This window comes from Amycolatopsis sp. NPDC000009 (assembly GCF_055563465.1).
Map to the genome: position 1 here is coordinate 1 of NZ_JBVHDI010000022.1, position 15,328 is coordinate 15,328.

Below are 15,328 nucleotides of genomic sequence, written 5' to 3' on the forward strand. Positions count from 1 at the left end.
GGTGGTTTGGTGGGGGTGCCACACCCCTATTCCCTCTTTTGGTGGCCGGCGCTGGGCCCCCCCCCCACGGCTGGGTGCGCGGTCCGGCGGCTCCCTGGTCGCAAGCCGAGCCGCGCCTCACGCCGCATGCGCCAGCGTCAGCGCACCACCCGCCGCCGAGAGCACCAGAACGGACCAGCGGACAGAGCGCTCGCCGACCCGGCGGCTCAGCGCCCGCCCCAGCAGATCCCCGGCGAGCGCGGCGATCGCGACCGCGAGGAGCACCCTCACGGGCACCTCCACCCAGCCGAGACTGGGCAGCGCGACCAGGCCGAGCAGGAAGAAGTAGATCGACAGCGTCCCGCGTGTCTCGTCCGCGCCCCAGCCGGCACTCGCCCCGTACACCGCCACGGCGGGACCGGACAGCCCGGCGACGGAGTTCATCGCCGCGCTCAGCACCCCCGCGCCGACGGCGCCCGTCCTGCCCGCCAGCCGTCTGCTGGTGACGCCGCTCGCCAGGATGCCGACCGCGAGCACACAGCACCCGCCCGCGGCGAGCAGCAGCGGACGCGCGGGAACGCCGCGCACCACGAACGCGACGACCGGGGTGAAGACCACCGCGGGCACCGTCAGCCACGCGACCTGCGTCCACCTGATCGCCCGCCAATGGGTGATCGCGACCGCCAGATAGACCGGGAAGCCGAGCAGCAGGGTGAGCCGGACGGCGTCGAGCGGACCCAGGGCCAGCGCGAGAAACGGCACGCACAGAAGGGAAAGCCCCATACCTGACAGACGTTGGGCGACGACCCCGGCCGCCGCCGCGAGCGAGGTCATGGCCAGGGTTCCCACCAGTCCATTGTGGAGCCGACACCATCGCGGCGGTAGCCCGCACCCGGCGAGGACGTCATAGCCCAGCACTATGGGTGCCACATTCCGTGAAGGCCTCCTTGAGGGACCCAGAGTCCCTCAAGGAGGCCTTCACGGACCACCGCCTCGCGAACTGGACCCGTCGAACGCGCGGGTTCTGGCACTTCTGGCCGTTCCAGCCGTGCCGCACGCTCAGCGTCATTGCCTTTGGAACAGACGGGAGCGTGAGATGAAGATCGGTGTCCCTCGTGAAGTCAAGAACCACGAGTACCGGGTCGCGGTGACGCCCGCGGGCGTGCACGAATTCACTTCGGCCGGGCATGAGGTGTTCGTCGAGCGCGGAGCCGGCGAAGGCTCCTCCGTGCGCGACGAGGACTACGCCGCGGCCGGGGCGAAGGTGCTCGACAGCGCCGACGACGTCTGGGCGACCGGAGACCTCGTGCTCAAGGTCAAGGAGCCGATCGCCGAGGAGTACCACCGGCTGCGGCGCGACCAGCTGCTGTTCACCTACCTGCACCTCGCCGCGAGCGAGCCGTGCACGCGGGCGCTGCTGGACGCGGGCACGACGTCGGTGGCCTACGAGACGGTGCAGTTGCCGAATGGATCGCTGCCCCTGCTGTTCCCGATGAGCGAGGTCGCCGGACGGCTGGCCCCGCAGGTCGGCGCGCAGACGCTGATGCGCGCCAACGGCGGGCGGGGTGTGCTCATCGGCGGCGTCTCCGGGGTGGCCCCGGCGCGGGTGGTCGTCCTCGGCGCCGGTGTCGCGGGGATGAACGCGGTCGCCGGCGCGGCCGGGACCTGGGCCGACGTCGTCCTGTTCGACAAGAACGTCGACAAGCTCCGTGCCGCCGACCGGATGTACCAGGGCCGGATCCGCACGGCCGCGGCGAACGCGTACTCGATCGAGGAGGCCGTGCTCGAGGCGGACCTCGTGATCGGCGCCGTGCTCGTGCCCGGGGCCAAGGCGCCGAGCCTGGTGTCGAACGAACTCGTCTCCCGGATGAAGCCGGGCAGCGTGCTCGTCGACATCTCCGTCGACCAAGGCGGCTGCTTCGAGGACACGCGGCCGACCACGCATGCCGAGCCGACGTTCCAAGTGCACGACTCGGTGTTCTACTGCGTCGCCAACATGCCCGGCGCCGTCCCGCACACCTCGACGTACGCGCTGACGAACGTCACGCTGCCGTACGCGCTGGAGCTGGCGAACAACGGTCTCTCCGGCGCGCTCACACGCTGCCCGGAGCTGCGGGGCGGGGTCAGCACCGTGGACGGACAGCTGACGTCCGCGCCGGTCGGCGAGGCGCTCGGAATCGGCTCGGTCGCGCTGGACGACGTGCTCGGCTAGGTGGTGCGGGCCGGGATCTGGAGCTAGGTTCAGATCCCGGTCCCGTCGCCGAAAGGGAGGTGCCGTTGCCGCGAACGTTGATCGAAATCGACCGGACGTCCGCCGAGCCGCTCTACCGGCAGGTGCGGCGCGCCATCGAGCACGGCATCGCGATCGGCACCTTCGACCCGGCGCACCGGCTGCCGAGTTCGCGTGAGCTGGCCGCCGAACTGAGCGTTTCCCGCAACACCATCAACCTCGCCTACCAGGAGCTGGTCGCCGAGGGGTTCGTGGAGAGCCGGGAACGCAGCGGGCTGTTCATCAACGCGGAGATGCGGCCGCATTGCGCGGTGCAGGAGCGCGGCACCACCCCGGCCATCGACTGGAGCGCGCGGGTGCGGCGGTATCCGGACGCCGGGGTGCCGCATATCGAGAAACGCCCGGACTGGCACACCTATCCGTACCCGTTCCTCGCCGGCCAGGTCGACGTCACCGCGTTCCCGGCGCGGTCGTGGACCCGCTGCCTGCGCGACGCGCTGTACCGGCCGCACGTGTTCCCGAGCCTGCAGGACAGCGTCGGCTCGGACGACCCGATGCTGGTCGACCTGATCTGCCGTCAGCTGCTCACCGCGCGGGGGATCGAGGCCGACCCGTCCGAGGTGCTGATCACCGTCGGTTCGCAGCAGGGGCTCGACCTGCTCGGCCGTGCGCTGCTCGGCCCGGACAGCGTCGTGGCGATGGAAAACCCGGGGTACCTCGACGCCCGGCACATCTTCCTGCGCACCGGCGCCGGGCTGCGTGGCGTCGACGTCGACCAGAGCGGCCTGCGCCCGCCGGAGACCCTCGACGGCGTCGACCTGCTCTATCTCACGCCGAGCCACCACCATCCGACGAACGCGACGTTGAGCATCGGCCGCCGCCGTCGCCTGCTCAGCCTCGCCGCGAGTGCGGGCACGGTGCTCGTCGAGGACGACTACGACAGCGAATTCCGGTACCACGGCAGCCCCACGCCCGCGCTCAAGGCACTCGACGGCACCGGCGACGCGATCTACCTCGGTACCTTCTCCAAGTTCCTCTCACCCGGCCTGCGGCTGGGGTACCTGGTCGGGCCGCGCGAGCTGGTGCGGGAACTGCGGGAGATCCGGCGGTACGTGCTGCGGCATCCGCCCGGTCACCTTCAGCGGGCGCTGGCGCTGCTCATCGACAGCGGCGAGTACCACCGGTCCCTGCGGCGCTACCGCACGAAACTGATGCGGAAATGGGAGGCGACCTGCGCCGCGGTCACCGAACACCTGCCGTGGACGCAGACGGCGTACCCGCCGGGCGGGGTCAGCCTCTGGATGACCGGGCCGTCCGAACTGGACTGCCGCGCGCTGATCGAACGCGCGGAGCGTGACGGCGTCCTGATCGAACCCGGCGACATCTTCTTCGTCGGCGACGACCCGCCGCGCAATCACTTCCGGATCGGCTTCGCGGCCGTTCCGTTGCGCGACATCGACCCAGGTATCCGCCTGCTCGGTGAGGCCTGCCGCGACCTGCTCGGCGGCTGAGCGGCCAACTGGTACCACCGCGCCGGAGCGTTCTGGACCTGTTCAGGCGGCCAGACGTGCCGCACTGTCTGGGGATCCCTCGTGAGCCCGGGAGGCCTGTGTGGAGTTCCTTCGAGAAGATCCCCAGCGTGTAGCCGATTTCGTCGCGCTCGGCGGCGCCGTCCTCACCCTCGACGCGGCGGGGAGACGATTCCGCGCGCTGGCCGCGACCGGCGGGCGGATCACCGCGCTCGGTTCGGAACGGGAGATCTCCCGGCTGATCGGCCCGGAGACCACCGTGCTCGACCTGGCCGAGCGCACGGTGATCCCCGGTTTCGTGGAGTCCCACAACCATCCGGCGTTCTTCGGGATGACGCTGGCCGCCCCGGTCGACGCCGGCAGTCCGCCCAACGACACCATCGCCGACATCGTCGGCCGGGTGGCCCAGGCGGCCAGGGATCTCGGACCGGGGGAGTGGATCCGCGGTTTCCGTTACGACGACACGCTGCTCGCGGACGGGCGCCATCCGAAGCGCGCGGACCTCGATCCCGTCTCCGCTCGTAATCCCGTGGTCCTGACCCATGTTTCCGGGCACTTCTGCACCGCGAACTCGCTCGCCCTGCGCGAAGTCGGGATCACCGCCGAGACCCCGGACCCGCCCGGCGGGCTCATCGTGCGCGACGCCCGCGGCGAGCCGACCGGGGTGCTCGTCGAGACGGCGGCGTTCCTCGTCACGTCCCGGCTCCCCGGCCAGAGTGCGGGAGAACTGGCCGAAGCCCTGCTCCTGGCGGACGAGGAATACCTCGCCAACGGCGTGACTTCCGTGCACGACACCGGGATCGGCCTCATCGGCGGAGCGGCGGAACTGGAGGCGTACGCGCTGTTGCGGCGGGCCGGAAAACTGCGTGTCCGGGTGCGCGGCTACCTGTTCGACGGTCTGCTTCCCGGCCTCGACGAGGGCGAACCGGAAGCTCCACAGGGCGGCGCGGACGACAAGTTCGCGATGACCGGCGTGAAGATCGTCGCGGACGGGTCGATCCAGGGCAAGACCGGATGCCTCGCGGAGGGCTACACCTGCGACCCCGACGAGCACGGCATGATGCTGCTCGAACCCGCAGACCTCGGCCGCCGGATCGCCGCGCTCGACGCGGCGGGCTGGCAGGTCGCCGTGCACGGCAACGGGGACGCGGCGATCGACGCGATCATCGACGGCTACTCGCGGCTGGGCTCGCCGCGCGGCACCGGCAGGCGGCACCGGATCGAACACTGCCAGACGGTGCGCGAAGACCAGCTGGACCGGATGGCCGCCCACGACGTCCTCGCGTCCTTCTTCGTCAAACACGTCTACTACTGGGGAGACCGGCATCGTGACGTCTTCCTCGGCCCCGAGCGGGCCCGCCGGATCAGTCCGCTGGTCTCGGCCCGGTCGCGCGGAATCCACTTCGGACTGCATTCGGACACCCCGGTGACCCCGGTGCCGCCGCTGGAGGGGATCTGGTGCGCGGTGCGCCGGATCACCAGGCAGGGCAAGGTGCTCGGCCCGGAACAGGCCGTGGACGTCGACGCCGCGCTGCGCGGCTACACGATCGACGCCGCGTATCTGGCGGGCGAGGAGAACGTCAAGGGCAGCTTGGAGGTCGGGAAGCTCGCCGACCTCGCGGTGCTGTCGGGTGACCCGACCACGGTCGACCCGGACCGGATCCGCGAGCTGACCGTGGAGGCCACCGTCAGTGGCGGCGAGGTCGTCTGGCGGCGCGAGACGACGGGAGCACGACGATGATCCGCAGCTGGCCGAGTGTCCTCATAGGACTGTTCGTTCCCGCTTTCGTCCTGCTGGCGGGAATTCTGTTGCTTTCCGGATCGACGGCATCGGTGCTGGGGATACCGGTGCTGTTCTTCTGGGTGTTCTGCTGCTGCCCGCTGACCACCCTGTGCCTGTGGATCAGCTGGCGTTTCTTCGACCGCGCCCACTACCCGGAGGACGACTGATGCTGATCGCGATCGTGGCGGTGGTGATGGCGGGTTCGATCGGGCTCGCGGTGTGGGCGGGACGGTCGACGCGCGGTGGCGGGATCTCGGAGTTCCTCGTCGGCGGCCGGTCGTTCCCGGCGTGGCTGGTGTACTTCCTCGCGGTCGGCGAGGTGTACAGCATCGGGACGATGATCGGGTTCCCGAGCGGCATCTACGCGCACGGCGCGAGCTACGGGATCTGGTTCCTCGGCTACATCCTGCTGGCGTACTCGCTGGGCTACTTCCTGGCCCCGCTGGTCTGGCGGGCGGCGAAACGGTACGACGCGATGACCGTGCCCGACGTGTTCGGACGGCATTTCGGCAGCAGGCGGCTGGAGTTGATCACCTGCGTCACGATGCTGATCGCGCTCGTTCCGTGGGGCCAGTACCAGTTCATCGGTCTCCAGGTGGTGCTGAGCAATCTGGGGCTGCGGCTGGATCCCGTGCAGTGCGTGGTGCTGGCGGGCATCGTGGCGTTCGTCTACATCGCCGTCTCCGGCGTGCGATCGCCCGCGTTCGTTTCGATCCTCAAGGATTTCTTCATGCTGCTCGGCGTCGTGCTCGTCGGCGTGGCCGTCGTGATCGCCGCCGGCGGCACCGCGAAGGTCAGCGGACCCGAAGTGCTGAGCGCGGCGCAGACCACCATGGGCGGCTCGGAACTGACGTTCGCGATGACGACGATCCTCTTCCAGAGCATCGTGTTCTACCTCGGTTTCGGTGGCGCCTACGTGTTCCCGGCCCGTTCCGAGCGCGCGGTGAAGAGCTCGACCGTGTGGATGCCGATGTACATGCTGATCTACCCGTTCCTGGTGCTGGCCGCCTACTACGGCGTGCGCGCGCATCCGGACCTGGAGAACCCGAACACGGTGTTCATGGTGACAGCCAAGGGTTTGCTGCCCGACTGGCTGCTGGGCCTCGTCGCCGCCGGCGCCGCGCTGTCGGGCGTGCTGGTGCTCGCCGCGACCGCGCTCACCATCGGCGGCATGGTCTGCCGCAACCTCGCGCCGAACGTCCCGGCCGCGGCGCAACGGCGGTGGACGGTCGTCGCGGTGGCGAGTTTCCTGGTGCTGGCGGCGGTACTGACTCTCGTCGCGTCGACGCTGATACTCACCATCCTGAACCTGACGTACAACCTGCTCGCCCAGGTCGTCCCCGGCTGGCTCGCGATCCTGTTCGTGCGCCGGGTGCGGACCGCCGCGGTGGCCGCCGGGATGGTCACCGGGGTACTCACGGCGATCGTCCTGTACGTCACCGGCGCGACGTTCGGCGGTTTCAACGCGGGCCTGGTATCGCTCGGGGTGAACCTGGCCGTGGTGGCGGTCTGGAGCCTGGCGGCGCCGGACAAGGCCCGGGTTCCGGTGGCGCGGTCGGCCGACAGTGCCCCGGACACGGAGCCGGTGCCGTCGCTCAGCCGGTGACCCGAACGATCACGCGTGATTGAAGGCGGAACTCGCGTGATCAGAGCCGTAACACGCGTGATTTCGGGCGGATGACACGCTGTGCGCGAGTTACGCCTTCAAACACGCGAGTTACGGCTTCAGACACGCGTCATCCGGCTAGCTCGACCGGGTCCGCCACGACCGCAGGGCGAGGCGTCGTGTCGCGGGTTGAGCCGCCTCGACCGTCTGCTCTCCGTACACCGCCTTCGCGACCGACAGTTTCAGCTCGCGGCACCGCCGGACGACGTGGGGCGGGAACCCGGTGCCGGCCGGCCGGTCCGGTGTCCCGCCTGTCTCGAAGTCGAACGGCGTCCAGCCCGAACCGAGGTCGATCAGGCTGCGGTGTTTGGTCGTGTAGTACCCGCGCGTCACGCTCATCGCGAGGCCGGTCGCCCCCGCCGCCGCGGCCACGAGGTGCAGGTGATACCGGCTGGAAATCCAGGTCTGCCCGGGCGCCGTCGGCAGGCCGTGGCGCCAGATGTCGCGGAACGGATGGAATTCCGCGCCGGCGAGTTCATGTTCCAGCAGCGCCGGGACAGCGCGGTCGACTCGGGGGATCCCTTCGACGACGGCGAGTCGCCCGGGGTCGATCTCCCACGCCCGCACCAAACCCAGTACCCGGGCGGCCAGCACGGACGGCTCGAAGGCGCCGATGTCGGACTGAACGCAGAGGACGAATTCGCGCGCCTGCGCGTCGGGTCTGGGCTCGGGCGGCTCCAGGAAGACGTCGTCGCAAGTCCGGACGACGCCGGGAAGCAGCTCCGCGGACGGATCATCGCGGACGTCGACGACATCGAAACGGTCGGTGAGCGACCGGAGAAGATCGGTGGCGCCGGGCGGAAAAGGCGTCAGGCCCTGCCCGGTCATGGCCGTGCGGGCACCCGATCGCCGCGCGGCGGCCACGGCGCCCGCGATCAGCCCGATGTGCCGGGGCCACAACGCGTTGAGGTAGCCACCGCCGATCAGGTGCACCACGTCGGTCCGGCCGAGGAGGTCGATACCCGCGTCCCACCGCGGCGCGAGCCCGGGGTCGTCCACCGCCGACTGCACCCAGCGAGCGACTTCCCACGGATCGTCCGACGGCGCCTCACCGCACAGCCGCCACAGGGTGTCCGTGCAGCGGAGACGCGGATGCAGCCCGTCCAAGAGCACCCGCGCGGGTCCCGGCGAGTGCGTGTCGAGCCAGACGTCGGCCTCCGGATCGATCCGTGCCAGATGGCGCAGCCACGTCGCCGCGATCAGTTCGTCGCCGTAGTTGGGAAAACCGCTCGGGCCGATCAGATAGTGACAAGCGCGGGCGGGCGGATCGCTCCGCCCACCCGCGCTTCCGTCGAAGGTCACTGCGCGACGGTGATCTGCGTGTCCAACGCCTTGTCGCCCTGCGCCTTTTCGTTGCCGGTCGCCTCGGTCTTGACGCGGTCCTTGGCCACGCCCGCCGCTTCGAGCGCCGCGGTGATCGCTTCGGCGCGCTTTTCCGACAGCGCCTTGGACTTTTCCGCGTCAGGGTAACCCGCGTGGGTGGCGACCATGATCTTCACGTCGTTGCCCTGCATGGCTTTGGCGATCTCGCCGAGCGCCGTCTTGCTCTTTTCGGTCAGTTCGGCGCTTTCCGTGGTGAAGGTGATCGGTGACTGCTGGAGCGCCTGCTGGATCGCCGCGGTCACCTTCTGTGCCGCCTCGCCGCCGGCCTGACCCGCGTCTCCGGTTCCCGCTCCCGAGGAAGCCGGGGCGCCATCGCCGGACGACGGGGCGGCGGCCGCGCTTGAAGCGGTTCCATTCGCGCCGGATGTCCCAGCCGCACCGTTCTCGCCCTCGGATCCGCACGCGGCGACCAGGCCGGCCACGATCGCGACGCCCGTTACCGTCCGGGCAATTTTCCTGCGCATGAAGTTCGAACTCCCTTTGGCCGTGTCCGCATTGGCTGACCCAGGGATACGAACACGAACGGGCTAAATGCGCCAACCGTGATCGCGGGTGACCGACCTCGACCGTGTCGCGGTCGTGGTGTGGGGAAATCGCGTCGACCAGGAAACCCTTTGTCTTGAAGGACTCGCAGGCCGCACTCGGATGGCCGCGAACGATCGGCAAGTCCACCCAAGTGAGCGACGTCGACGCCGTCTCGAGGCTGTTTTCCCTGCCCGGACAGGGAAATTCTCCGACTCACCCATCCGTCGCGTTCAAGTTGCCGCATGCGGCGAATGGACTTTGATGGAGGTATGCGCCGGTCGTCGGCGTATTCGAACCAGGTGAGGAGTTCTCGTGGGTATCGACTTCGAAGGCATGAAGGACAAGGTGAGCGGGGAGCACGTCGACAAGGCCGCCGATTTCGCGAAATCCCGTTTCGGTGAACACTCCGACAAGATCGACTCGGCCGCCGACAAGGCCAAGGGCTTCCTCGGCGAGTCCGGCGGCGAACAGCAGAACGAAGAGCAACAGCAGGGTGGCGGTTTCGGAAACGACGCGCCCGGCGGAAACAGCGGTGAAGAGGGCGGCTACGGCCGCTGAGCCGACCGCGGCTCAGGGAAGGGAACCGGCGGCGTTCACCGCCGGGTAAGCAGTTCGAGGACGTCCCGGAACGGTGCGTACCCGGACGTGACCGAGGTGTCGAGAACCCGGGACCGGCGGTAGAAGGGGCTGAGGTCGAGCCCCACGCCGACCCCGCGGATCTCGACGGTGTTCTCCTCCCGCAGCACCGTTTCCCGCAGATGCTCGTCCAGGTAGTGCGGATCGTTCGCCAGGCTCGTGGCACTGTCCATGGGGCTGCCGTCGGAGAGGACGAGCAGGATCCGGCGTGACTCCGGTCGCGCCCGCATCCGGTCGCAGGCCCAGGCCACCGCCTCGCCGTCGATCCCTTCCCGGAACAGGTCGGCTTTCAGCAGGGCCGCGAGATCCGGGCGCGCCCGGCGCCACGGGGTTTCGGCGTCCTTGAACACCAGGTGCAGGCGTTCGTTCAGCCTGCCGGGATGGCGCGGTCGTCCCGCTCGTCTCCACTCCCGCCCGGGTCCGCCGCCGTTCCAGGCGCCGGTCGTGAAGCCGAGTACCTCGCAGGACGCACCGGCGAGTTCGATCGACCGCGCGAAGAGGTCGACCAGCGCGGCGACGGGTTCCGCGTGCGCGGTCATCGAGCCCGAGCAGTCGATCAGGAACGTCACGAGGGTGTTCGCCACCGGCTCGATCCGTTCGGTGCGGAAGATCCGGCGTTCGGTGGGAGAGCTGATCAGCTGCGCCAGGGTGCGGCCGTCGAGGTGGCCTTCCTCCTGGCCACCGTCCCAGCCGTCGCGCGCGGGTTCGGCGAGCACCGCCTTGAGGTCGCGTGCCAGCCGGCCCGCACCGACGCCCTGCCTGCCGACCCGCCGGTCGAGCCGTTCGCGGAGTTCGGCCAGTAGTCCGGGGCGTACCAGCTCCGGCGCACGCCGTTCGCGGTCGTACGCGGTGGTGAAAACCCGGTACGCCGCACCGGATTCGCCCAAGGTCCGGCTGGTGCCGGCGGTCGCGAAGGGAATCTGCTCGCCGAGGCTCGCGTCGAAGTCGATCACGAGGCTGAACCGCGGGTCGGTGGGATCACCCTCGTCCTCGGCGTCCTGCTCGGTCCCGGCGAGCAGGACGCCGACCGTCCGGGCGATCGCCAGCGCGTGTTCGGCGAACGCCTTCTGGTCCGTCCGGTGCCGCCGGAGCCCGGCGAGGTCGTGGCCGAGCGAAGGCGCCAGCGCGAACCTGGTCGCCTCGATGAGATCTTCGGTCTCCTCGACCACCGGTTCGCCGGCGATCCGCGACCGGCAGATCTGCGCGACCGTGTACAGCAGCAGCCCGCGGGCGGTCTCGGTGAGCCCGGACCGGTGGAACTCCAGTGACCAGCGCAGATGACGCAGGCGCAGGTTCCGCCGCATTCCCGGCAGGTCCGCGGGCGGGAGCGACTCGACGCGGAACTGTTCCAGTAGCTCGAAGATCCCGCGTTCGGCCGGGTCACGCGGGCACAGGCTCCGGTGCAGGGCGGCGTCGGAGGACGTCAGGCGCAGCGCCATCCCGTCCGCGATGCCGCGGGAGGACAGCAGATCGTCGTCGGGCGAGTGACGAAGATGCGGTGCGTGCAGGGGGAGCGGTTCGCGTCCGCGGTGCAGCCGTCGTGTCCGGAAGTGAAGCGCCGGATCGCCGGTGAGCGCCCGGACCGCGGCCGCGCACAGCTCCTCGACCTGGTTGCGGCGCCGGGTTTCCGCCTGCGCCGTGGTCATGCCGAGAGCAGGTGGAGCTCGTCGTCGAAGCAGCGCTGGAAGTATTCCGCCACCAGGTCCCGCTCGGCTTCGTCGCATTTGTTCACGAAGGACAGCCGGAACGCCGTCGCCGGATCACCGAAGATCTCGATGTTCTCCGCCCAGGTGATCACCGTGCGCGGCGACATCAACGTGGAGAGGTCACCGGCCTGGAAACCCTTGCGGGTCAAGGCGGCCACCGCGACCAGCGACGCCGCCAGCGACTCGGAGACGCCGGGGACCCTCGCCCGCACGATCGCGATCTCCTCGGCGGCGGGCAGGTAGTTCAGCGACGCCACGACGTTCCAGCGGTCGATCTGCGCGTGGTTCAGCCGCTGCGCGCCGTGGTAGAGCCCGTTGAGGTTGCCCAGCCCGACCGTGTTGGCGGTGGCGAACAACCGGAAGGACGGATGCGGCCGCAGGACCCGGTTCTGATCGGTGAGGGTGAACTTGCCGTCGCGTTCGAGGACCCGCTGGAGCACGAACATGACGTCCGGGCGGCCGGCGTCGTACTCGTCGAGCACCAGCGCGACCGGCCGCTGCAGCGCCCACGGGAGGATACCCTCCTGGAATTCGGTGACCTGCTTACCTTCGCGCAATACGACGGCGTCGCGGCCGACGAGGTCGAGGCGGTTGAGGTGACCGTCCAGGTTCACGCGCACGCACGGCCAGTTGAGCCGCGCGGCGACCTGCTCGATGTGGGTCGACTTCCCGGTGCCGTGCAGGCCCTGCACCAGCACCCGGCGGTCACGGGTGAAGCCGGCGAGCAGGGCCAGCGTCACGTCCGGGTTGAAGCGGTACGCCTCGTCGATCTCGGGGACGTGCTCGCCGCGCTCGCGGAACGCGCCGACGACGAGGTCCGAATCGATGCCGAAGACTTCGCGTACCGGGAGCCGTAGCTCGGGGACCATGAGAACTCCTTACGACGGAACACTTTCCGGTTCGGACGCGCCCTCGGCGTCGACGCGGCTGATCGCCTCGGCCGCGCGCTGCAGCGCGGGCAGCGTCTGCAGCGCCTTGTCCGGTGTCAGCCGCATGACGGGCGCCTGCACGGCGACGCAGAGGTTGGCGCGCCCCGGCACGAGGACCGCGACGCACACCAAGCCGGGCAGGAACTCTTCGTCGTCGAGCGCGAACCCGTCGCGGCGGATGCGGGTGAACTCGGCTTCGAGCGCGTCGAGGTCGGTGAGGGTCTTGTTCGTGTACTGCTTGAGCGGCGCGTGCGCGAGCAGCTTGCGCCGCTGCGACGGACTCATCTGCGCGAGGATCATCTTGCCGCTGGCCGAGCAGTGGATCGGCACTCGTGAGCCGGGCCGGAGGTAGAAGCGCAGCGGTTCCGGCGTCTCGACCCGGTCGAGGTACACGATCTCGTTGCCCGACAACGTGGTCACGTTACAGCTCTCGCCGAGTTCGTCGACTAGGTGGCGCAGGACGGCGTGCCGGGCGCCGTGGTGGGTCGCGTTGAGGAGCAGGTTCTCCGCGAGCCGTCGCAGCCGGTGGCCGGTGCCGTAGTGGCGGCCGTCGGCCTGGCGGACCAGCAGGCCTGCCCCTTCGAGCTGCTGCAGCATGCGGTGCAGCGTCGGTTTCGGCAGGCCGGTCTCCTCGACGAGGCCCTGCAGGGAGACCAGCTGGTCCTTGGCGGCGATCAGCTCGAGCAGGGAGAACAGCCGCATGGTCGGCGTGTCCCCGTTGATCGGATCGGGTTCGCGAAGCAGCTCCATGTTCCGGAAAGTAGCACATGGCGTCTCGGTTTCCAGAATCCGACGTTGACGCTCGGCGATCCGCATCCTATCGTCGGTCACATCCTGATTTCAGGAACGCCACGTATCGTTTTTTGTAAATCTCGCCTGTCGAAGGAGCGGAACATGACGGAACGGAAGACGGGTGACGGCCGCGTGGTCGTCAGCGGCCGGAAGAAGATGACCCCGTCCGAGGCCTTCGTCGAGACGCTCGTGGCGAACGGCGTCACCGACATCTTCGGCATCATGGGGTCGGCGTTCATGGACGCGATGGACATCTTCGCGCCGGCCGGCATCCGGCTGGTACCGGTCGTGCACGAACAGGGCGCCGGGCACATGGCCGACGGCTACGCCAGGGTGAGCGGCAGGCACGGTGTCGTCATCGGGCAGAACGGCCCGGGCATCAGCAACTGCGTGACCGCGATCGCGGCCGCCTACTGGGCGCACAGCCCGGTCGTCATCGTGACGCCGGAGGCGGGCACGATGGGCACCGGCCTCGGCGGTTTCCAGGAGGCCAACCAGCTGCCGATGTTCCAGGAGTTCACCAAGTACCAGGGGCACGTCAACAACCCGAAGCGGATGGCCGAGTACACCGGCCGCTGTTTCGACCGGGCCCATTCCGAACTCGGCCCGACGCAGCTCAACATCCCGCGCGACTTCTTCTACGGCGAGATCGAGGCCGAGATCCCGGAGCCCGCCAGGCTCGACCGCGGTCCCGGCGGCGAGCGGAGCCTCGACGAGGCCGCGGCGTTGCTGGCCACGGCGGAGTTCCCGGTGATCATCTCCGGCGGCGGCGTCGTGATGGCCGACGGCGTCGACGAGTGCAAGACGCTCGCGGAACGTCTCGGCGCGCCGGTGGTGAACAGCTACCTGCACAACGACTCGTTCCCGGCGAGCCACCCGCAGTGGTGCGGGCCGCTGGGGTACCAGGGTTCCAAGGCCGCGATGAAGCTGATCTCGCAGGCGGACGTCGTGATCGCGCTCGGCTCGCGGCTCGGCCCGTTCGGCACCCTGCCGCAGCACGGCATGGACTACTGGCCCAAGGACGCGAAGATCATCCAGATCGACGCGGACCACAAGATGCTCGGCCTGGTCAAGAAGATCACCGTCGGCATCTGCGGTGACGCCAAGGACGCGGCGATCGCGCTGACCAAGCGCCTGGCGGACCGGACGCTGGCCTGTGACTCCACAAAGGACGCTCGCGCGGCGAAGATCAAGGCGGAGAAGGACGCGTGGGAGGCCGAACTCGACGCCTGGACCCACGAGACCGACCCGTTCAGCCTCGACATGATCGCGGAACAGGAAGGCGAGGAGGGTAACTGGCTGCATCCGCGGGAAGTGTTGCGGGAGCTGGAGAAGGCGATGCCGCCGCGGGTGATGGTGTCGACCGACATCGGCAACATCAACTCGGTCGCGAACAGCTACCTGCGTTTCGAGGAGCCGCGCAGTTTCTTCGCCCCGATGAGCTTCGGCAACTGCGGGTACGCGCTGCCGACCATCATCGGCGCCAAGGCCGCCGCGCCCGACCGGCCCGCGATCTCCTACGCCGGCGACGGCGCGTGGGGGATGAGCATGGGCGAGATCATGACCGCGGTGCGCCACGACATCCCGGTCACGGCGGTGGTGTTCCACAACCGGCAGTGGGGCGCGGAGAAGAAGAACCAGGTCGACTTCTACAACCGGCGGTTCGTCGCGGGCGAACTGGAGAGCGAGAGCTTCGCGGGGATCGCCAAGGCGATGGGCGCGGAAGGCATCGTCGTGGAGAAGCTCGACGAGGTCGGCCCCGCGTTGCAGCGCGCCGTCGACGCGCAGATGAACGAGGGCAAGACCACCGTCATCGAGATCATGTGCACCCGCGAGCTGGGCGACCCGTTCCGCCGGGACGCGCTGTCCAAGCCGGTGCGGTTCCTGGAGAAGTACAAGGACTACGTGTAATCGTCGTTCGCGCGTGAAGGCCCCCTTCCCCCGCGTTGTGGGTGGGGTGTTGATGAAGGAATTGGGACACTCGATGTCCCGGTTCCTTCATCAACGGAGCCTTGCCGCCCTCGGGTTGGGTTGCGACAAGGTGACGCGTTGCGAAAGCCACTTTCGCAACCTTCAACGTTGCGAAAGTGGCTTTCGCAACGTGGCAGGAGGCGCGGGCGAGTTCTTCACCAGCCCGCTGACGGGCCGCTAGGTGCCCATGGTCGAGGCG

At 69.3% G+C, this 15,328-nt stretch carries 13 protein-coding genes; 7 read left to right on the forward strand and 6 right to left on the reverse strand.

Features of this window, described 5'->3' with window-relative positions; all coding sequences use genetic code 11:
- Positions 1-117: 117 nt before the first annotated feature.
- Positions 118-828 carry a TSUP family transporter gene (locus ACZ3HL_RS37050; protein ID WP_465536064.1) on the reverse strand — a complete coding sequence of 237 codons (711 nt, stop codon included), beginning with the start codon at positions 826-828 and terminating at the stop codon, positions 118-120.
- Between the two features lie 247 nt (positions 829-1,075).
- Here ACZ3HL_RS37050 and ald point away from each other — a divergent pair, with 247 nt between their 5' ends.
- The 5 genes from ald to ACZ3HL_RS37075 all read left to right on the forward strand — a co-directional run bounded on the left by ald (position 1,076) and on the right by ACZ3HL_RS37075 (position 7,127).
- On the forward strand, positions 1,076-2,191 hold the full coding sequence (ald, locus tag ACZ3HL_RS37055; RefSeq protein ID WP_465536066.1) for an alanine dehydrogenase: 1,116 nt from the start codon (positions 1,076-1,078) through the stop codon (positions 2,189-2,191).
- A gap of 65 nt (positions 2,192-2,256) precedes the next feature.
- Complete coding sequence (gene pdxR, locus ACZ3HL_RS37060; RefSeq protein WP_465411782.1) at positions 2,257-3,720, forward strand: MocR-like pyridoxine biosynthesis transcription factor PdxR; 1,464 nt, start codon at positions 2,257-2,259, stop codon at positions 3,718-3,720.
- A gap of 100 nt (positions 3,721-3,820) precedes the next feature.
- Positions 3,821-5,479 (forward strand): amidohydrolase, encoded by a 1,659-nt coding sequence (locus ACZ3HL_RS37065; protein ID WP_465536068.1) that lies wholly within the window; start codon positions 3,821-3,823, stop codon positions 5,477-5,479.
- Complete coding sequence (locus ACZ3HL_RS37070) at positions 5,476-5,688, forward strand: DUF3311 domain-containing protein (protein ID WP_465536070.1); 213 nt, start codon at positions 5,476-5,478, stop codon at positions 5,686-5,688. Before ACZ3HL_RS37065 ends, ACZ3HL_RS37070 begins: the two co-directional genes overlap by 4 nt.
- On the forward strand, positions 5,688-7,127 hold the full coding sequence (locus tag ACZ3HL_RS37075) for a sodium:solute symporter family protein (RefSeq protein WP_465536072.1): 1,440 nt from the start codon (positions 5,688-5,690) through the stop codon (positions 7,125-7,127). Before ACZ3HL_RS37070 ends, ACZ3HL_RS37075 begins: the two co-directional genes overlap by 1 nt.
- Positions 7,128-7,265: 138 nt before the next feature.
- Here ACZ3HL_RS37075 and ACZ3HL_RS37080 read toward each other — a convergent pair whose 3' ends face one another.
- The gene (locus tag ACZ3HL_RS37080) at positions 7,266-8,489 is read right to left on the reverse strand and encodes a polysaccharide pyruvyl transferase family protein (protein WP_465536074.1); all 1,224 of its coding nucleotides are present in this window, start codon (positions 8,487-8,489) and stop codon (positions 7,266-7,268) included.
- Positions 8,486-8,992, reverse strand: coding sequence for an OmpA family protein (locus ACZ3HL_RS37085; protein ID WP_465536076.1), 507 nt, complete (start codon positions 8,990-8,992; stop codon positions 8,486-8,488). The genes ACZ3HL_RS37080 and ACZ3HL_RS37085 overlap by 4 nt, the downstream gene beginning before the upstream one ends.
- Before the next feature lie 415 nt (positions 8,993-9,407).
- On the opposite strand from ACZ3HL_RS37085, the gene ACZ3HL_RS37090 reads away from it, so the two are divergent.
- Positions 9,408-9,653, forward strand: coding sequence for an antitoxin (locus ACZ3HL_RS37090; protein WP_465411776.1), 246 nt, complete (start codon positions 9,408-9,410; stop codon positions 9,651-9,653).
- A gap of 35 nt (positions 9,654-9,688) precedes the next feature.
- Here ACZ3HL_RS37090 and ACZ3HL_RS37095 read toward each other — a convergent pair whose 3' ends face one another.
- From ACZ3HL_RS37095 to ACZ3HL_RS37105, 3 genes are read right to left on the reverse strand one after another with little or no spacing between them, the layout of a single operon-like run.
- Positions 9,689-11,377, reverse strand: a complete 1,689-nt coding sequence (locus tag ACZ3HL_RS37095) for a cobaltochelatase CobT-related protein (protein ID WP_465536078.1) — start codon at positions 11,375-11,377, stop codon at positions 9,689-9,691.
- The gene (locus ACZ3HL_RS37100) at positions 11,374-12,306 is read right to left on the reverse strand and encodes an AAA family ATPase (RefSeq protein ID WP_465536080.1); all 933 of its coding nucleotides are present in this window, start codon (positions 12,304-12,306) and stop codon (positions 11,374-11,376) included. Before ACZ3HL_RS37100 ends, ACZ3HL_RS37095 begins: the two co-directional genes overlap by 4 nt.
- Before the next feature lie 9 nt (positions 12,307-12,315).
- Positions 12,316-13,116 carry an IclR family transcriptional regulator gene (locus ACZ3HL_RS37105; RefSeq protein ID WP_126734248.1) on the reverse strand — a complete coding sequence of 267 codons (801 nt, stop codon included), beginning with the start codon at positions 13,114-13,116 and terminating at the stop codon, positions 12,316-12,318.
- A 144-nt stretch (positions 13,117-13,260) separates the two neighbouring features.
- Here ACZ3HL_RS37105 and xsc point away from each other — a divergent pair, with 144 nt between their 5' ends.
- Positions 13,261-15,069, forward strand: a complete 1,809-nt coding sequence (xsc, locus tag ACZ3HL_RS37110) for a sulfoacetaldehyde acetyltransferase (protein WP_465536082.1) — start codon at positions 13,261-13,263, stop codon at positions 15,067-15,069.
- Positions 15,070-15,328: the final 259 nt, after the last annotated feature.